The sequence below is a fragment of the Pseudoalteromonas sp. HM-SA03 genome (genome assembly GCF_002289345.1).
Taxonomy (GTDB): Bacteria; Pseudomonadota; Gammaproteobacteria; order Enterobacterales; family Alteromonadaceae; genus Pseudoalteromonas.
Map to the genome: position 1 here is coordinate 1 of NZ_NSDG01000014.1, position 17,987 is coordinate 17,987.

At 44.2% G+C, this 17,987-nt stretch carries 15 protein-coding genes, 1 tRNA gene and 1 pseudogene; 7 read left to right on the forward strand and 10 right to left on the reverse strand.

What is annotated here, in order from left to right:
- Nucleotides 1-78 precede the first annotated feature (78 nt).
- Both CKO50_RS01985 and CKO50_RS01990 read left to right on the forward strand, forming a co-directional pair.
- Nucleotides 79-154, forward strand: a tRNA-Val gene (locus tag CKO50_RS01985).
- Nucleotides 155-508: 354 nt separating this feature from the next.
- Entirely contained in the window at nucleotides 509-2,140 is a 1,632-nt protein-coding gene (locus CKO50_RS01990) for a tetratricopeptide repeat-containing response regulator (protein WP_095726787.1), read from the forward strand.
- Nucleotides 2,141-2,162: 22 nt separating this feature from the next.
- Here the strand turns inward: CKO50_RS01990 and msrB are convergent, their stop codons facing one another.
- The 6 genes from msrB to CKO50_RS02020 form a co-directional block, all read right to left on the reverse strand.
- A complete protein-coding gene (gene msrB / locus CKO50_RS01995; RefSeq protein WP_095726788.1) occupies nucleotides 2,163-2,603 on the reverse strand; it encodes a peptide-methionine (R)-S-oxide reductase MsrB in 441 nt (146 codons plus the stop codon).
- Nucleotide 2,604: 1 nt separating this feature from the next.
- Nucleotides 2,605-3,117: a DUF2919 domain-containing protein gene (locus CKO50_RS02000; protein ID WP_095726789.1), complete on the reverse strand. Its 513-nt coding sequence runs from the start codon at nucleotides 3,115-3,117 to the stop codon at nucleotides 2,605-2,607.
- A gap of 4 nt (nucleotides 3,118-3,121) precedes the next feature.
- Entirely contained in the window at nucleotides 3,122-5,140 is a 2,019-nt protein-coding gene (gene ligA, locus CKO50_RS02005) for an NAD-dependent DNA ligase LigA (RefSeq protein ID WP_095726790.1), read from the reverse strand.
- Nucleotides 5,141-5,206: 66 nt separating this feature from the next.
- Nucleotides 5,207-5,935: a cell division protein ZipA gene (zipA, locus tag CKO50_RS02010; RefSeq protein WP_095726791.1), complete on the reverse strand. Its 729-nt coding sequence runs from the start codon at nucleotides 5,933-5,935 to the stop codon at nucleotides 5,207-5,209.
- Between the two features lie 18 nt (nucleotides 5,936-5,953).
- Complete coding sequence (locus tag CKO50_RS02015) at nucleotides 5,954-9,343, reverse strand: AAA family ATPase (protein WP_095726792.1); 3,390 nt, start codon at nucleotides 9,341-9,343, stop codon at nucleotides 5,954-5,956.
- Between the two features lie 64 nt (nucleotides 9,344-9,407).
- Entirely contained in the window at nucleotides 9,408-10,142 is a 735-nt protein-coding gene (locus tag CKO50_RS02020; RefSeq protein WP_176474595.1) for an RNA methyltransferase, read from the reverse strand.
- 176 nt (nucleotides 10,143-10,318) lie between these two features.
- Here CKO50_RS02020 and CKO50_RS02025 point away from each other — a divergent pair, with 176 nt between their 5' ends.
- Nucleotides 10,319-10,615 carry a hypothetical protein gene (locus CKO50_RS02025; RefSeq protein WP_095726794.1) on the forward strand — a complete coding sequence of 99 codons (297 nt, stop codon included), beginning with the start codon at nucleotides 10,319-10,321 and terminating at the stop codon, nucleotides 10,613-10,615.
- Between the two features lie 32 nt (nucleotides 10,616-10,647).
- On the opposite strand, the gene gpsA is transcribed toward CKO50_RS02025, so the two are convergent.
- The 4 genes from gpsA to CKO50_RS02045 form a co-directional block, all read right to left on the reverse strand.
- Nucleotides 10,648-11,655: an NAD(P)H-dependent glycerol-3-phosphate dehydrogenase gene (gene gpsA, locus CKO50_RS02030; protein WP_095726795.1), complete on the reverse strand. Its 1,008-nt coding sequence runs from the start codon at nucleotides 11,653-11,655 to the stop codon at nucleotides 10,648-10,650.
- A gap of 3 nt (nucleotides 11,656-11,658) precedes the next feature.
- Complete coding sequence (gene secB, locus CKO50_RS02035; protein WP_095726796.1) at nucleotides 11,659-12,147, reverse strand: protein-export chaperone SecB; 489 nt, start codon at nucleotides 12,145-12,147, stop codon at nucleotides 11,659-11,661.
- Between the two features lie 83 nt (nucleotides 12,148-12,230).
- A complete protein-coding gene (grxC, locus tag CKO50_RS02040; protein ID WP_176474596.1) occupies nucleotides 12,231-12,488 on the reverse strand; it encodes a glutaredoxin 3 in 258 nt (85 codons plus the stop codon).
- Nucleotides 12,489-12,500: 12 nt separating this feature from the next.
- The gene (locus CKO50_RS02045; RefSeq protein ID WP_010378806.1) at nucleotides 12,501-12,932 is read right to left on the reverse strand and encodes a rhodanese-like domain-containing protein; all 432 of its coding nucleotides are present in this window, start codon (nucleotides 12,930-12,932) and stop codon (nucleotides 12,501-12,503) included.
- A 277-nt stretch (nucleotides 12,933-13,209) separates the two neighbouring features.
- On the opposite strand from CKO50_RS02045, the pseudogene gpmM reads away from it, so the two are divergent.
- The 4 genes and pseudogenes from gpmM to CKO50_RS02065 all read left to right on the forward strand — a co-directional run bounded on the left by gpmM (nucleotide 13,210) and on the right by CKO50_RS02065 (nucleotide 17,980).
- Nucleotides 13,210-14,747, forward strand: a pseudogene (gene gpmM, locus CKO50_RS02050) (2,3-bisphosphoglycerate-independent phosphoglycerate mutase).
- Between the two features lie 12 nt (nucleotides 14,748-14,759).
- Nucleotides 14,760-15,905 carry a murein hydrolase activator EnvC gene (locus tag CKO50_RS02055; RefSeq protein WP_095726798.1) on the forward strand — a complete coding sequence of 382 codons (1,146 nt, stop codon included), beginning with the start codon at nucleotides 14,760-14,762 and terminating at the stop codon, nucleotides 15,903-15,905.
- Nucleotides 15,906-15,943: 38 nt separating this feature from the next.
- Nucleotides 15,944-17,155 carry a S41 family peptidase gene (locus tag CKO50_RS02060; protein ID WP_095726799.1) on the forward strand — a complete coding sequence of 404 codons (1,212 nt, stop codon included), beginning with the start codon at nucleotides 15,944-15,946 and terminating at the stop codon, nucleotides 17,153-17,155.
- An 81-nt stretch (nucleotides 17,156-17,236) separates the two neighbouring features.
- The gene (locus CKO50_RS02065; protein ID WP_095726800.1) at nucleotides 17,237-17,980 is read left to right on the forward strand and encodes a divergent polysaccharide deacetylase family protein; all 744 of its coding nucleotides are present in this window, start codon (nucleotides 17,237-17,239) and stop codon (nucleotides 17,978-17,980) included.
- The last annotated feature ends 7 nt before the right edge of the window (nucleotides 17,981-17,987 follow it).

Below are 17,987 nucleotides of genomic sequence, written 5' to 3' on the forward strand. Positions count from 1 at the left end.
GTACAACCCACCACTTCTACTCTTAGATTAGACTTGGACATTAAACTCGATTCAAGAGTATAAATTGAAATACAATTCGGGTTGTTAGCTCAGTTGGGAGAGCATCGCCCTTACAAGGCGAGGGTCACTGGTTCAAGTCCAGTACAACCCACCACTTTATTCTTTATTAGATAGAGTGGCCGATGCAAAGCATCGCACTAAGTCTAAAGTCACAGCTTTAAATCCATTACACCACATCACATACTCAAACAACACATCAAACTGAATAAACTTAAACCTGCCATAAAGTCCATAGAAATAAACTCGTTTTTCTCATTTATTAACTAATTAGTTACTCAACTAAGCCTCCCAAATTTTGGTTATACCCTTAACTATTTTGATACTAACTTCAGTAAATAGTTGGGATAAGCTAAATAGACTAACCTACTAAAAATGAGTTAATTTTTGTTTTCAAAACTACACCTAAGTACTAGACTAGAAGCAAAGCCATTGTCTAAAAATTGTTTCTATGTCAGCTCCATCTATTCAAAATGCCAAAATGTTAATCGTTGAAGATCAACCATTAGCATTGAGCTATATGAAACAATCTTTAGAACAGTTAGATTTCAGAAATTTAAAATTTGCAGAGAGTGCAGACAGTGCAAAAGATCTTTGTACCATCAATAAGTTTGATCTCATCGTATGCTCTTTTGGTTTAGCAAAAAAGCAAAATGGCTATCAATTTTACGAAGAGCTACGCTCCAAACAGTTAATTCGCTCAAGTACCGCTTTTATTTTTATTTCTTCTGAAACTAGCCCCGAGTTAGTCCATAGTATTATCGAACTTCAACCTGATGACTTTTTAGTTAAGCCCTTTTCAATAAAAGAACTACAAAACCGTATAGAACGAGTTTTAAAGCGTAAACAGGCTCTAAGGCATATAAACTTGCTTGTAGACGATAAGAACTACTCAAAGGCATTGAAAGCGCTAGATTTAGAACTAGACAACAAAGATCATAACTACACTTCCCTGCTTCTAAAGCTAAAAGGAGAACTTCTACTCAGGCTCAATCGATTAGAGGAAGCAAAGTCTTTTTACAAATCGGTTTTGGCTCTGCAAAAGTTTACATGGGCAAAGCTAGGCTTGGTCGAGACGCTCATTACCAACAATGAAGATGTTATCGCTCAAAAGATGTTGAAAACTTTAATAGAGCGACCGGAAACTCGTCTTCCCGCGCTCGATTTATTGAGCAAACTCGAAATAAAGCTTAACCAATATGAGAATGCCCAACAATTGTTAGAGCAAGCGATTGAGATGGCACCCAGAAACATAAATAGGCAACAGTCACTTGGTCGAGTTGCGCAAATCAATCACGACTATGAGGCCAGCTATAAAGCGCATAAAGATATAGCAAGTTTCGCGCGCTACTCGATCCATGACAAACCAGAGGTATATTTGAATGCAGCACGTGCTGGGATAGACTTTGCTCTGAGTACCGATCAATCAGACCAAGTCTCTCGTCTCACAAGGCAAACGCAACAATATCTGAATGATTTAAAACAGCAATTTCCAAACGCACAAACCCAAACGCAAATCGATGTCCTCAACGCCCGCGTCCATTATCTAAAAGATGAGCATAAAAACGCGAAACAACTGCTAGAACAATTAGAAGATGAACCAGTTATTCGCTCGGTAGATTCCACTTTAGACAAAGCAAAAGCACTACATGAGGTGGGATTAAACCACAAGGCTCAAGAGCTATTTAGTCAAGTTATTGCACACTGTGAACGCCATAACTCAAGCGCAGATCCCGTCACAATGCACTACCTTTATCAGCAGCAACAAGAGAAAAAAGAGATCACTATGGGCCCACGGGAGCTCAATAACCATGCGGTCACACAGTTTAACAAAGGACAATATGAAACCGCTTTGGAGGCATTCACTCAAGCATTTAGAATTATGCCTAAAAACTCAGGAATAGCCCTAAATTTACTGCAATGTATGAGTGATAGTTGCGCTAAGTCAGGAAGTACTTTTAATTCCAATTTAGCAAAGCGTTGTACTACCTTGCTAAATCAGTCTGAGTTGGATAGTGAACAGCAGATCCGCTACGGTAAACTCAAAGCTAAACTAAATGAAATGAAACTCGACTTTGAGTAATCACTTGTTTATCGCAATTGAACTATTTCTTTTCCATTGCAAGGGCATTAACACAATAACGCAGTCCACTTGGCTCAGGGCCGTCGGGGAATACGTGACCTAAATGGCTATCACACACGTTACAAGTGATTTCGACGCGCGTCATTCCATGACTCTTATCGCCATGATACGCCACCGCTTCCACTGCTGCAGGCTGTGTAAACGAGGGCCAACCAGAGCCACTATCAAACTTTTCTTCGGCATCGAATAACAGCTCGCCACAGCATACACAGGAGTATTTACCAGGTTCAAAAAGCTGACAACTTTGTGAGCTAAACGGTTGCTCTGTCCCCTTTTTCCTGGTGATCATGTAAGTTTCTGGAGCAAGCTCTGATTGCCATTGCTGGTCCGATTTTTCAACTCTGCGAGGAGCAACAGGATTACCATTTCTGGCAAAGTTTAGTATATCTAACCACTTTAACATCTCAATTCTCTCTCTTGTTTACTTCTGTCTTTTGCTCTTCAACAGGAAGTGGCCAATCGCCAAAAAAGCAGCTTAGATAGCGACTTTTAATTAAATATAAAAGTACCCAACTCACCAATACCATTTGTACGGCAATATAAGGAGAAAAACTATAATGGGTTTTCCCTGCTTGCAGGATCAACCACGCTAAATCGAGTACCGCTGTTAATATAAGTGGCAAACGCATATAACGCCAGACGGCTGCAAGCTTTGGAGAGCTTGTTGGCCGTCGAAGAGAAAACACAACGGTTGGTATGAGCGCGATACAAGCGATCCCTGTCGCGACAAAAAAATGAAACTTAGACTCAAAGAATAGCGACATCAAATCCAAGTCAGGGCGTCTCGCAAGTGCGGAAAACACCCAAATAAGCAACGGGCGGAGCAACACAACCAGCGCTAAATTAAAAGCGATTGGCGTACGATAAACGCCATATTTATCCCAGTATTCAGGGCCGTATCGTGTTACTGATTTCATTTTACTACTCGTATTTGTTTAACAGTGCGATCAGCGCCTCTTCATCGAACACCTCAACACCTAGCTCTTGTGCCTTAGTGAGCTTAGAGCCTGCTTTTTCGCCGGCATAAACTGCATCCGTATTTTTCGACACACTACCCGCGACCTTAGCGCCAAGCGCTTGCAATCTCGCTTTAGCATCGCTGCGGTTCAGTTGGCTCAAGGTTCCAGTCAACACATAAGTTAGCCCTGCTAAAGGCTGTGCATCCTCTGACGGTGCTGCCACATCTTGCCAAGTTACACCCACTTCAATCAATGCAGTTACCACCTCTTGATTGTGCTGCTCGGCAAAAAAGCTATGAATGTGCTGCGCAACAACAACACCAACATCACTTACTTGCTGTAGAGTATCAATGGAGGCGGCCATCACTTTTTCAAGCGTCAGGAAGTGATTTGCCAAGTTTTGTGCTGTCGCTTCACCGACTTCTCTGATCCCAAGCGAATACAAAAATTTGGCTAACGTTGTTTGCTTTGCTTCTTCAAGCGCCGCGACCAAGTTTTTAGCAGACTTTGGTCCCATACGTTCAAGAGACTCAAAATGCCCTTGTCTTAGGATAAACAGATCGGCAGGGGTTTTGATAAGCTCTCGCTCAACTAACTGCTCAACTATTTTGTCGCCAAGGCCATCTATGTCGAGGGCCTTTCTCGATGCAAAGTGCTTAATAGCTTCTTTACGTTGTGCACGGCACACTAACCCGCCTGTACAACGCGCAACCGCCTCCCCTTCAACACGTTCAACATGAGAATCACACACCGGGCAAAGATCTGGGAACTCAACTTCTTTGGCACCGTCAGGACGCCTATCTAACACGACCTGAGTTACCTGAGGGATCACATCCCCAGCTCGGCGTACAATAACGGTATCACCTATCTTTACACCTAAACGCGCAATTTCATCACCATTATGAAGCGTGGCATTCGATACCGTAACACCACCGACAAAAACAGGCTCTAAGCGTGCAACCGGCGTAATTGCACCAGTACGACCAACCTGAAATTCAACATCAAGCAGCTGAGTGATCTCTTCTTGCGCAGGGAACTTAAATGCAATCGCCCAGCGCGGCGCGCGAGCAACAAAGCCAAGCTGTTCTTGCTGCGCTTTATCATTCACTTTGATCACTACGCCGTCAATTTCATAGGGAAGCTCAGCACGGCGCGTCATGATATCTTGATAATAAGCCAAAGCTTGCTGTGCATTATCAACAAGCTTTGTTTCAGGGCTCATTGGCAAGCCCCAACCTTGTAATTGCTGTAGCTGCGCATAATGCTCGTTGGCCAGTTCACCGCCTTCAACCAAGCCCATAGAATAAGCATAAAACATCAACGGACGCTTAGCAGTGATCTTCGAGTCTAATTGGCGCAAACTTCCCGCTGCCGCATTTCTTGGGTTTGCAAAGGTCTTATCACCTTTAGCTTGTGCCGTTTCATTTAACTTAATGAAACCCGCAGTATCCATAAAGACTTCACCACGCACTTCTACTTCATGCGGAATATGTTCTCCACGTAGTTTCAGCGGAATATTGCGAATGGTTTTGACATTCTCAGTGATGTTTTCCCCAACTTGCCCGTCTCCCCTTGTCGCCGCTTGAACGAGCACACCATCACGATACAAAATAGATACGGCCAAGCCATCTAACTTTGGTTCACAGCAAAAAGTAACATCTTTGCTTGTCAGTAGGCGCTCTTTTAAACGGCGATTAAATGCCGTAAATTCACTTTCGTCGAAGGCATTATCGAGCGACAACATAGGTACTCTGTGTGTTACTTGCTCAAACTTGCTAAGCGCCTCCCCCCCCACTTTCTGCGATGGGGAATCCGGACTTTGTAACTCAGGATGCTGCTGCTCAAGCACCATCAACTGGCGCATTACACGATCATATTCCGCATCAGGCACACTTGGGTTATCTAGAACATAATATTGGTAATTGTAATCTTCGAGTTGCTGCCTAAGAGCTGCAACTTGGCTTTCAATGTTGTCTGACATTTAAACCTCTAAACGTAAAAAGCCACCAGCGGATGCCAGTGGCTTAAAAATAATTCTAAGTAGCGATTAAGCGGCGAATTCACGCACTTTTTCAACATAACCACGCACGGCTTCAACCGTTAACGGCTCGCGGTCTTTATCAAGTACGGTTGCGCCAAACTCTTCAGCTAGTTTTTTCGATGCACTGTGAAGCATATTAAATGCAGCCAAGTTATCGCCTTCACAAGGTAAGGTCATAAATAGGCTAATGCCAGCGGTGCTAAATTGTTCCATGTTATCGATATCAAACGTACCTGGGTTGTACATGTTTACCAATCTAAATAACACAGGACCGTTTCCGGACGGCTCTAAATGGCGATTAAAGAAGCCCTCATCAGAATATTTAAACCCAAGGCTTAACACGGTTGGTAACAACCTAGAACCTGCCATTTTCAGGCCTTCAGGCATATCAACGTGAAGAATAATAAAGTCTTGTGGCTCTACTAATGCACTCTCTTCAGGCTCAGCCTCTTCAGAGCCACAGCTCTCGGTTTGCGCCTCAGTTTCAGGCTCTTCCGTCGCTATAATACCCTCAGTCGCAGGCTCGTCATCCACCGCACTAAAGGTCATCTCTCCAATTTCAGGTTCGTCAGGCTCTTTATCATGATTCGGCGTTTGCTCTTTGAGTTCATTGGGCTCCTTTTTAGAAGCTTTATCGCTGCTCTTCTTACGAACAGACCAAAGTCCATGTATGAGTAACCCGCCTATGACCAACGCACTGATCACGATTAATGCCCATCTTAACTCTGTGGCCATTGCTCACCTTTTTTGTTGTTATGCCTGTGCCATTTGCACCGCTTGTTCTATATCTACGGCAACCATGCGCGATACCCCGGGTTCTGCCATGGTTACCCCCGTCAGTCTACCCGCCATTTCCATAGCGACCTTATTATGACTGATATAAATAAATTGCACTGTTTGCGACATTTCTTCAACCAAACGACAAAATCGTCCTACGTTTGCGTCATCAAGCGGTGCATCTACTTCATCCAGCATACAGAATGGGGCTGGATTAAGCCTGAATATTGAAAACACCAATGATAATGCGGTCAGCGCTTTTTCTCCACCACTTAACAGATGAATTGTCGAGTTTTTCTTACCAGGCGGCCTTGCCATGATAGAAACACCACTTTCAAGCAGGTCATCGCTAGTCAATTCTAGATATGCATTCCCCCCACCAAACACTTTAGGAAACAACTCGGCTAAATCTTCATTCACTTGATTAAAGGTGGCACTAAAGCGGGTTTTGGTCTCTTTATCAATTTTTCTGATCACCGCTTCTAACGTTTCTAGCGCATTAGTGAGATCATCCAGTTGTGTATCTAAATAGGTTTTACGTGCCTTCGCTTCTTCAAACTCTTCAATTGCCGCTAAGTTTACAGCCCCTAACTTGCCAAGATCATTACTGACTCGATTCAAATTGGCTTGATACTGCCCCAAATTTGCATCCTCAGGTAATTGTGCCAGCTCCGCTTTTAGCGTCCGACCAAGCTCCTGTAAGGGTTCAAGTGCCGCTTGCGCTTTAATCATCAAGCTTTGCTCTTCAAGTTTCACTTGTTGCAAAGACTCATTGAGTTTACTCACTTCACCTTGTGCATCTTTTAATGCTGCTTGTTTTTGGAAAAGGTTTTCCTTGGCTTGGTTGAGCGTATCCAACATCGTTTGCTTTTGTGCCTTGGCTTCTAAATGTTGGGCAAGCAATAATTCAATATCTTCATGTGCCTCCGCGAGCGGCTCTTCACAAAGTACAATATCTTCTTGTGTTTGCTCGATGCGTTGGTTTATTTCATCGCGACGATGTTGTAAGTGTTCTAGCTTAGAATTGCTGAGCTGTAGTTCACTTTCTGCCTGTTGCGACGCAAGTTTTGTGGTATGAACTAATTGCTGCGCGTCTTGTAATGCGGCGCGCCGAGATTGACTATATTGTTTAAACTCGGCCAACTTAGCCTCGGCCAGTTGTTGTGTTTCTTGTACTTGCGCTAGCAACTCATCACGTTGTAATTGCTGTTCAGTATAAAGTTCAAGTTGTTCAATGACCTCGCCTCGTTCTTGAGCAATGGCATCAAGCTGTTCCTGAATTTTCTGTCCTTGCTCGCGCCAAGCGCTCAGATTCTCATCCAGCATTTCAACTTTGGTTTTATGGCTGGCGATCGCTTGTGCTTTTTCGTGAACGCATTGCTGTATTTCTAATAAGCCAGCTTGTGTGTCTTCAAGGGCAATACGTTTTTGTGCTACAACCTGCTCGGCCTCTTCGGCGAGTTGTTGCAAATGAGGAAGTTGAGTATGGCATGACTGCAATTGGGCATAGCGCTTTAACGCGCCACTCTCTTCATTGCTTTTCGCCTTGGCCTTAAAGTTATCACCTGCAATAACGCCATGGACCGTCACACCGAGAAGGAATTGTTCACACGATTTAAAGTCTGTAGATTCAGCACATAATTTTATTTTAGTTAAAAAGCTTGGGAACAGCCCTGAGCTTATTTTTGTCGCGACGGAATCAACGGGAACTTCGAGTTCGATGGGCCATAGCGTATTCATTTCGCTTTGCTCAACGACTAAATGCGTCAACCCAAGCAGTGCCGCTTCAACGCATTCTTCATACCCTGACTCAACAGCAAGCTGCGATAACATAGTCGCAGCAGAAGTCTCCGACGTTTCTTCTGCCCAGCGTGATAACGCTTTTATTTCAGATTGCACTTCTTGTAGCGCCTGAAGCGCTTTTTGAGCATGAGTCTGCGCCTGTAAGATTTCTTCTTTATTGGTTTGCTCTTGGCCTTGCAACTTACCAGCTTGGCTTTGTAATTTAGCCATCGCTTGAACCAGCTGATGATGTGCATCCTGAGCTTCAGCCAAGTCATTTTCCAACATAGATGCGTGATGCGCGTCAGCCTGTTCCAGCAGCTCAGCCTGACGCTTATCTACGTGCAGTTTAGCTTGCTGTTGTTGCGCTAATTGGCTTGCCCCTTGCTGTACCTGAGCATGTATTTGTTGATACTGCTTCTGCGCGTCATTATACTGTGCTTCTAATTGAGTTTGCTCTGTGTCACTTTGCTCATTTGTGAGTTGAATTTCTTCCAATTGCAATAGCGCAATCTCAAGTCGCTCAGAAACTTCAGCGACTTTTTCAGCACTGCTCGCCACATACTCGGCTTGCTCGTCTTGCGCCTCAATCACTTCTTGCTGTTGTGATTTCAGTATTTGGGACTGCTCAATAAGCTGACGCTTTTTTTCAGTTAGATTGACCTTCTGTTGCTCAAGCGTTGCCAACTGGGTTTCAATTCGGTGCACGCTATGTTGTGCTTGCTCATAGCCATCATTGAAATGCTTAATTTCATGTTCTAGCGTCGCCAAAATGCTGTCATGGCCACTGTGAGCTTCATTAAAAAATGCTAATTTTTCGTTGAGTTTGGCAATTTCTTTGGCTTTTATTGCCTGCTTTTGCTCAAGGCTTTGCCACTTTAAAATTGCTATCCACGACTTTAAGTCACGCTCTTGCGACTTTAAAGACTTATATTCGCTCGCCTGTTGTGCTTGAAGTGCCAGTTTATCTAGCTGACTCTGTAGCTCTTGCCTAACATCGAGCAAACGCTCCATGTTTTCGCGAGTACTCTTGATCCGAGTTTGAGTTTCTCGTCGACGCTCTTTATATTTTGAAATTCCGGCGGCTTCTTCTAAAAAAACTCTTAACTCTTGCGGCTTACTTTCGATCAAGCGAGAGATCATCCCTTGCTCGATAATTGCGTAACTGCGAGGACCTAGGCCAGTACCTAAAAAGATATCCGTGATATCGCGCTTACGGCACTTACTACCATTTAAAAAATAAAGAGATTGGCCATCTCGCGTCACTAAGCGCTTAATGGCAATTTGGTTACGATCTGCAAACGTGCCGGGCAACCGGCCTTGAGTATTATCAAAAATCAGTTCTACAGAAGCTTGCGAGATAGGTTTACGTTTGGTCGTACCGTTAAAAATAACGTCCGTCATGGCATCGCCACGGAGGTTTTTCGCGGAGCTTTCACCCAATACCCAGCGAACCGCATCAATAACATTAGACTTACCACAGCCGTTTGGCCCAACCACACATGTCATCTGGTCAGGAAACGGGATCTTGGTTGGCTCTACGAAAGATTTAAAGCCGGCCAGTTTGATGCTACTCAGTCGCATAGCTTATTATTGTTGTTCGCGGTTACTTTTGAGAATAAGACAATTCATTAGTAAGATCTATGAGTTAGCAATGACAGCGTTTGATATTATCCAAAATGATCCCGGTAGCCATCGCCACATTCAATGATTCAGCACCGCCAAACGCGGGAATAGTCACCTTTTTATTGATGTGAGCCGCTATGGTATCGCTAATACCATGAGATTCGCTGCCCATGACCAACACGGCATTACGACTAAATTGGCACTGATGCACACTCTCACCACCAAGGAATGCACCATAGCACTCGCCTTGATATTGCTTTAAAAAGGCCTCGAGATCGGTTCTCACCACATTAACACGCACAAATGAGCCCATGGTGGCACTGATCACTTTAGGGTTAAATTGATCCGCGCAGTTTTCGCTCACCACAAGCTGCGTTAATCCATACCAATCAGCAAGACGAATAATGGTACCGAGATTACCCGGGTCTGAGACCCCATCTAATGCTAACACCAACCCTGCTGTATTGATTTCTTCTGCTGGCGGCATTGCAACGACCGCTATCGCCGCATTATTTGACACCAAAGTACTCACCTTACTCAGCACATCTTCTTGTGCTTCTACACAGGCAATATTAACGAGTTTGGATTTATACTTTGTCATGAACTCATTGGTTGCGAATAACTGTTCAACGGCCAACCCAGCATCAACTAATTCAATCACATTCTTCTCGCCTTGTACTAAATACAGGCCATGTTGTTTGCGATATTTTTTTTGCCCTAAAGCACGAAGTAGTTTTTGTTGATTCTTGGAGATCATGTGCACCTCAAAAGTTGGATTCACCATTATACCTGTTCAATATCAGATAATACCAATTTTACTTAAGGCCAGCTCCATTTGAGGGAGTAAATTGGTATAAAAGTGTTTCAGCGAGGCATTAAGCTAAAAAACTATGTTATCGTGTGCCGAAGGACACACCAGGCATAGAGGTAATCATGTCACCTGAGCTAACGCTTATTTTACTCAACTTTATTCTCCTTTTTGTAGCATATGTATTCGTTTACCCAAAGTTAAAAGAGAAAAGCCTCGCCAGTATCAGCAAACAAGATTTGTTGGTTACTGCGGTTTCTTTAATCGTGTCTGGAAGTTTGTACTATGGCAAGGATATCGAATTTTCGTTAATTTTTTTTGAGAGTAACTGGGTGGTGTTTACGATTATCGCGTTTAGCGTGATTGAAATCCCATTTTTACTGTGGTTTAAACGTCGCTATAACATTAAATTTGGAGAGTAATAGAGAGGTCACAACGCCTCTCTACTCGATTATCACTCAGCTCGCTTTTCGCGACCAAGTAACGCCATTGCGGCTTCTTTCACATCTTTTTGCTCATAAAGCACTTGATAGATCTGCTCAGTGATCGGCATTTCAATACCTGTGCGTTTAGCAAGTAGATAAACTTCTTTGGTATTGCGATAACCTTCAACCACCTGACCTATACTCAACATCGCCTCTTCGACCAACTTTCCCGAGCCAAGTGCAAGACCAAAGCGGCGATTACGCGACTGGTTATCCGTACAAGTGAGAATGAGATCACCCAGTCCCGCCATACCCATAAAGGTTTCAGAACGCGCACCTAACGCACATCCTAAACGACAAAGTTCAGCGAGTCCTCGGGTGATAAGCGCTGTTCTGGCATTCGCTCCAAAACCAAAGCCGTCAGACATGCCCGCGCCAATTGCGATAACGTTTTTGACCGCGCCACCAAGCTGAATACCAATAAAGTCTTCGTTGCTATACACCCGAAACGAGCGGCCGCAATGCAACAGCTCTGCGAGCTCTTCACGAAACTTTGCACAAACCGAAGACACTGAAATAGCAGTAGGTAATCCTGCGGCCATTTCTTTTGCAAAAGTAGGTCCACTTAGCACCGCCAGCGGCACATCGTCACCTAACACATCCAGTGCTACCTCTTGCAATAGTCGCCCAGTATTTGGTTCGAGCCCCTTGGTTGCCCAAGCTACTTTTGCATTCTCAAGTAGCATAGGTTTAATCTTCTTCAAGGTGTCTGCAAACGCATGACTTGGCACAACCACCAAAATACGCTCGCTAGACTTAACAGCCGTTTCTAAATCGGCCTCAAGTTCAAGCGAGTTTGGAAACTGGATGTCAGGAAGATAACGTTGGTTTTTGCGCTCAGCTGCTAGCGCCTCAACGTGTTCGCTATTGCGGCCCCACAGTGTCACTTGGTGACCATTTCGGGCGAAACAAATAGCAAGGGCGGTGCCATAAGACCCCGCCCCCAATACAGTTACAGCTGATTTTGCTGTACTCATCAATTATGCGTCAGCAGTTTGCTCAGGCTGTGCTTGAGCCGCACGTTGCTGCATATACTGAGCGAATAATGCATCAAAGTTAACTGGCGCAAGGTTTAACTGCGGGAAAGTACCACGGTTAACTAGGCTAGCTACCGCTTCACGCGCATAAGGGAATAGGATGTTAGGGCAGAATGCACCTAGCATGTGTGCCATTTGCATTTCTTCAAGATCGGCAATTGCAAAGACACCCGCTTGTTGGATTTCACATAGGAATGCAGTTTCATCACCAATAGTTGCCGTTACCGTTAGCGCTAGAACAACTTCAAAAACGTTGTCATCAAGCTTTGCTGAACGCGTGTCCATGTCTAGCTTAACTTCTGGTGTCCACTCTTTCTGGAAGATAGCTGGTGAGTTTGGCGTTTCAAACGATACATCTTTAGTGTAGATGCGTTGAATGTTGAACTGAGCGCCTTCTTGTTGTTGTTCTGCTGCTTGGTTTTGTTCTGCCATGATAATTTCCTAAATTCTGTTGTGTTCCTGCTAGTGCCTAGCAGTCATTATAAAAAGTAAGCTGAGCCAAAGCTCAATCAATCTTATGCTTGTAATAGCTTATCGAGTTCGCCTTGCGCTTCAAGCGCCATCATATCGTCGCAACCGCCAACATGGCGCTCAGCGATAAAGATTTGTGGCACGGTATAGCCACCGTTGGCTTTTTCGATCATCTCGTCACGAAGCTCAGGCTGTGCGCCAATATCATACTCAGTGTATGTGACACCTTTTGCATCTAATAGTGCTTTTGCACGATGACAAAATGGACAATAGTCTTTGGTGTAAATTACGACTTGGCTCATCATAGACCTCAGTTATTTTCCGTTAGAGATTGGTAAACCCGCACTTTGCCATGCGCCAATACCACCTGATAATACGTACACTTGCTCGAATCCAGCTTTGTGCATGTTATCAGCAACAGCAGATGCCGTCATACCTGTGTTACAGACCAATATAATGGGCTTAGATTTATGTTTTTCAAGACCAGCAAAATCTTTTTGCTTGAGTTTTTCCGCATTCACCTGCTCAGAACCTGCAATGTGGCCTTGGTTAAACTCTTTTGCTGCACGCATATCGAGTACCTGACCATCTTGGCGGTTAACAAGCATAGTTAACTGCTGGGGATTAATTTGTCTAATTTTAGAAAACTGACTCTTAAACCAACTACTCACTAACATCGCGGCTAACACAACCCAAATGATGCTAAGTACCGGATGGTTACCTAAAAACGCAACGTATTGTTCCATTAATTTATCAACCAAAAATTATTAAACGATAAAGTGGCAGCAAGTATACCTGCTTTATTCTCGACAAAACAGACTTGTTCAACATGAGCAAATATCAATCTCAAAGTTGATAATTCATCACTGTGGGGCTGAATATTCATACAAAAACAGGTATTCTACTTATCAGCAACCAGAGCAAACTTATCGCAGCGCTGCAGCCCAAGTTAGTTAACCTAACCTTGCAGCGTTTGCTATAAGACATCAACATCGTGCCTAATTCAGGATTTCAGGAGCGCAAATGACAGCTAAGAAAAAGCCATTGGTATTAATGATTTTAGACGGTTGGGGCTATCGCGAAGAAAGCGAGAGCAATGCTATTTTAGCAGCCAATACCCCAGTATTAGATGAACTATGGCGCTCTGCTCCGCACACCTTGATTTCAGGTTCAGGCCTTGATGTTGGTCTACCAGATGGACAAATGGGGAATTCCGAAGTTGGCCACGTTAACCTCGGTGCGGGACGTGTGGTTTATCAAGACTTCACCCGGATCACTAAAGCGATTAACGATGGTGAGTTTGAGCACAATCCAGCTCTGGTTGAGAATATCGACAAAGCCGTAGCAAAGGGTAAAGCCGTTCACCTAATGGGATTATTGAGCCCAGGAGGCGTTCACAGCCATGAAGACCACATTGTTGCAGCAATTAAATTAGCAGCTGAGCGCGGTGCAACCGTTTATTTGCACGCATTTTTGGATGGCCGCGATACACCACCTCGCAGCGCACAAGCGTCAATTGAAAAAATGGAAGCCTTGATGCAGTCACTCAATTGTGGCCGACTAGCGTCTATTATTGGTCGCTACTATGCTATGGACCGTGACAATCGTTGGGACCGTGTCGAATCTGCTTATAACCTGATGGTAAGTGGCGACGCTGATTTTACTTATCGTAATGGCGTTGAAGCGCTACAAGCAGCTTACGCGCGTGATGAAAATGATGAGTTTGTTAAAGCATCAGCGATCACCGAAGCTGGGCAACCAGCCGCAACTATCAATGATGGTGATACGGTTATCTTTATGAACTTCCGTGCAGACCGAGCGCGTCAGATGACCCGTGCTTTTGTCGATGCTGACTTTAACGGCTTCGAAAAACGCAAAGCACCGGACTTAAGTGCGTTTGTTATGATGACTGAATACGCTGCCGACATTAAAGCCCCTATCGCTTTCGCGCCTGAAGCACTTGTCAATGTGCTAGGTGAATGGCTCGCTAAGCACAACAAAACTCAGCTGCGTATTTCAGAAACGGAAAAATATGCCCATGTCACTTTCTTCTTTAGCGGCGGTCGCGAAGATCTCTTTGAAGGTGAAAAACGTGAACTCATTCCTTCTCCACAAGTCGCCACTTACGACCTACAGCCAGAGATGAACTCAGAAATGCTAACTGATAAGTTAGTTGAAGCCATTCATAGCGGTGAATTTGACGTCATTATCTGTAACTACCCGAATGGTGATATGGTTGGACACTCTGGTGTATTCGAAGCCGCAGTAAAAGCATGTGAAGCCGTTGATAAGTGTATCGGNTGGTTGCAGCGTTAAAAGAAACCGGTGGTGAAGCTCTGATCACAGCAGACCACGGCAATGCTGAGCAAATGCAAAACCCGAAAACGGGCCAAGCTCACACAGCACACACTAGTGAGCCTGTACCGTTTATTTATGTAGGTCGTGATGCAGAGCCACAAGCAGGAAAAGTACTAAGCGATGTTGCACCAACAATGCTGCATTTACTTGGTATGGAGCAGCCTAGCGAGATGACTGGCACTCCAATTATGCGTTTAAAATAACGGCCTGCCTGTATGCCGTTAAAAACGACATTTCACTATGCCGCACTTCTCGGTGCGGCGTTACTCATGACAACAGCGCCCGCTGTTGCCAACGAATCTAGAACCAAACAAGACTTAAGCGAAGTTCAGCAACAGCTTAAAGCTAGCCAACAAGCATTAGAAAAGCAACGCGGTAAAATTAACAGTCACGAAGCAAAGCTCAAAGCCTTCGAACTTGATATTGCCAAAAGTGCCAAAGCAATCTCACTCACAGAAGTGGGGATAAAAGAAAACCAAACCGAGCAGGCCGAACTTAAAAAGCAAGAAAGCACGCTGTTAAACGACAAGAAGAAATTTGAAAAGATCCTTGCGGCTCAGCTAAAAAGTGCCTACATGACGGGCTCTCATGATTATTCTAGAATGTTACTTAATCAAGAGCATGCAACAAAGCTTGAGCGCACCATTGCCTATTATGATTACCTAAATAAAGCACGCATTAAACAACTTGAACAGCTCAAATCTATCGGCCAAGAATTGGCACAGACTCAAGCTGAGTTAGCAAGAACACAAGCACGCTTGAAAGCGCTACAAAACCATCAGAATGAACGCTTGGAAGTGCTCAAGAAGGCGCAGCAAGAACGTCAAAACCAGCTTGCAAACCTAAATAACAAACTCAGTGAAACACGCTCTGCTATCGCTTATTTAAAAGAAAATGAACAAACCTTAATCCAAACGTTAGAAGAGCTTGCCAAGGCACAAAGAGAAGCCGAAGTACGTTTAGATGGATTAGCCAAACTCAAAGGCAAAATGAGTTTACCAACCAAAGGTCGAATTAAGCATAAATTCGGCCAAAGCAAACATGCTGGCATGAATTGGAAGGGCGTCCTCATTGGTGCAAAAGAAGGGGCTGAAATTGCGAGTGTCGCCCCCGGTCAAGTTGTGTATGCAGATTGGTTAAATGGCTTTGGCTGGGTTATTGTGCTTGATCATGGTCATGGTTTTATGAGCCTATACGGCCATGCACAAACGCTGCTTCGCGATGTTGGCGATCAAGTTCGCAGTGGTGAAGTGATCGCTTTGGTAGGACAAAGCGGCGGACAAAGAGATCCTGGTCTATACTTTGAAATACGGCATAAGGGAAGCGCTGTAGATCCGATAAAATGGTGCAGATCCAGTTAACTGAATAACCCGTGCTGCACCTTGATGAGGAGCAGCACATGAATAGACAAACCCGTTTTTACGCGCTTGCAGCACGCTATGTTGCATTATTAGGCTTCCTACTTTTGTTAAGTTTTAGCGCTGTTAGTCACGCGTCTACACAGAAGTTTTCGGCTCAAGAAATCGATGAGATCCTCTATCATATTCACACCTATTATGTTGAAGACTTGCCTCTGAGTCGCTACAACGCAGGCAACCTCACGAGCCTCTTTGACAATTTAGATCCCTACTCTAAATACCTCAACGAGGAAGACTTGGAATCCATCTTCAGTGCAGCAAATGGGCGATACACAGGGCTTGGTATTGAAGTCGAAGAGCAAGATAATTACGTGGTTATTTTGGATACCCTGCCCAATTCACCAGCAGCCCAAGCAGGAATAGAGAGCGGTGATAAACTCCACGCAATCAATGGCGCTAATGTCGCGGGCAAATCGATAGAAGAAGTGTCTGCCCTACTCAAAGCTGCAAATAAGAATCTCATCAATTTAGTGGTATTAAGGCAAGACGAGCTGGTTGCACTTGAGCTTAAACGCCAAGAGATAGTCATTGAAAGTGTCGCCAGTAAACTGCTAAACGACGGAACCGGTTTTTTAAGCGTCAACAGTTTTAATCATCATACCTATCATGACGTTGCAAGACACATAAATCGACTACAAGTACAGTTAGGCAGTCCATTGAAAAAGTTGGTTATTGATTTACGTGACAATCCCGGTGGCACACTTAATAGTGCAGTGGCAATCTCAGATCTTTTTTTAGATAGTGGCACAATCGTCACGACCAAAGGCCGCTTCTATGACGCCAATCAGGCTTACATTGCAAAGCGGGGAGACATTCTCAATGGTGAGCCTATTTTGGTGTTAATCAACAATAATTCCGCTTCAGCGGCCGAGATTTTAGCCGCCGCACTCAAGGATAATAAACGTGCCTTAGTCGTTGGCTTACGTTCTTATGGTAAAGGCTCGGTTCAATCCTTGATCCCAATTGGCAATGGTACTACTGCATTAAAGTTAACGACAGCGAGATACTACACACCAGCAGGTACATCAATTGAAGGTAAAGGCATAGAGCCAGATGTATATTTTACCAAACAAGCGCTTTCCCTGTTGGATAAAAGCGCTATAATCACTGGTGAAGAATCAATCAAAACAACAGGTATTGAGCAGCTAGCATCGCATTGGCCTAAGGCGCTGGCGTTAGTTCAATCACAGTAAATAAAAAACAGCCCTGTAGGGCTGTAAACTATAATAATAATTTGTGTGCTAAAAAAAATAATCGGGATAATACTGGCCTGCATGACCTTTGCAGTGCCAGCAAAACAGTTTGCCATTGTTATAGACGATATTGGCAATCACCAACGTGACTTAGAGTTGCTGTCTTTACCGGGTGGGATCACCTTTTCGATCCTGCCCCATACGCCTTTTTCTCAACAATTTGCCTTTGCAGCCAGCCGCCAACAACGCGAGCTTTTATTACATGTGCCAATGCAGGCACAAGACACGGAAAAGGCCCTTGGTCCGGGCGCATTAACCACCGATATGGAAAAATGGCAGTTGCAAATGACACTTGGCAATGCACTATCAACACTGCCTCAGGTTAAAGGCGTAAACAATCACATGGGCTCAGCATTAACCGAACAAATAGAGCCAATGAAATGGACTATGGAAATACTAAAAAAGCGCGGATTATACTTTTTAGATAGCCGTACCACTAGCCACAGTCAAGCCCAATATGCGGCCAACCTTTACGGCGTAAAAAACGTCGCTCGTCAGGTCTTTCTGGACAATGACATATCCACAGATGCACTCAACAAGCAGTGGCAACATATGCTTAAGCTACTTGATAATCACGAGCATGTTATTATCATTGCGCACCCATATAAGGAAACCGCTGCATTTCTTGCAGCCAAGTTAGCTGAGCTTGAAAGTATTGATGCCAAACTGGTTCCCGTGTCTCAACTGGTTGAACAAAAATACGTACGACTTGCAGAAATTGCTGAGCAACACGCTATTTCTGGACAATTAAGACTCCAAGAATAAAGATTAA

Bases quoted from the DNA above. Each gene is read 5' to 3' on its own strand.
- CKO50_RS01990 (WP_095726787.1), top strand. From the start codon at position 509: ATGTCAGCTCCATCTATTCAAAATGCCAAAATGTTAATCGTTGAAGAT.
- msrB (WP_095726788.1), bottom strand. From the start codon at position 2,603: ATGTTAAAGTGGTTAGATATACTAAACTTTGCCAGAAATGGTAATCCT.
- CKO50_RS02000 (WP_095726789.1), bottom strand. From the start codon at position 3,117: ATGAAATCAGTAACACGATACGGCCCTGAATACTGGGATAAATATGGC.
- ligA (WP_095726790.1), bottom strand. From the start codon at position 5,140: ATGTCAGACAACATTGAAAGCCAAGTTGCAGCTCTTAGGCAGCAACTC.
- zipA (WP_095726791.1), bottom strand. From the start codon at position 5,935: ATGGCCACAGAGTTAAGATGGGCATTAATCGTGATCAGTGCGTTGGTC.
- CKO50_RS02015 (WP_095726792.1), bottom strand. From the start codon at position 9,343: ATGCGACTGAGTAGCATCAAACTGGCCGGCTTTAAATCTTTCGTAGAG.
- CKO50_RS02020 (WP_176474595.1), bottom strand. From the start codon at position 10,142: ATGATCTCCAAGAATCAACAAAAACTACTTCGTGCTTTAGGGCAAAAA.
- CKO50_RS02025 (WP_095726794.1), top strand. From the start codon at position 10,319: ATGTCACCTGAGCTAACGCTTATTTTACTCAACTTTATTCTCCTTTTT.
- gpsA (WP_095726795.1), bottom strand. From the start codon at position 11,655: ATGAGTACAGCAAAATCAGCTGTAACTGTATTGGGGGCGGGGTCTTAT.
- secB (WP_095726796.1), bottom strand. From the start codon at position 12,147: ATGGCAGAACAAAACCAAGCAGCAGAACAACAACAAGAAGGCGCTCAG.
- grxC (WP_176474596.1), bottom strand. From the start codon at position 12,488: ATGAGCCAAGTCGTAATTTACACCAAAGACTATTGTCCATTTTGTCAT.
- CKO50_RS02045 (WP_010378806.1), bottom strand. From the start codon at position 12,932: ATGGAACAATACGTTGCGTTTTTAGGTAACCATCCGGTACTTAGCATC.
- CKO50_RS02055 (WP_095726798.1), top strand. From the start codon at position 14,760: ATGCCGTTAAAAACGACATTTCACTATGCCGCACTTCTCGGTGCGGCG.
- CKO50_RS02060 (WP_095726799.1), top strand. From the start codon at position 15,944: ATGAATAGACAAACCCGTTTTTACGCGCTTGCAGCACGCTATGTTGCA.
- CKO50_RS02065 (WP_095726800.1), top strand. From the start codon at position 17,237: ATGACCTTTGCAGTGCCAGCAAAACAGTTTGCCATTGTTATAGACGAT.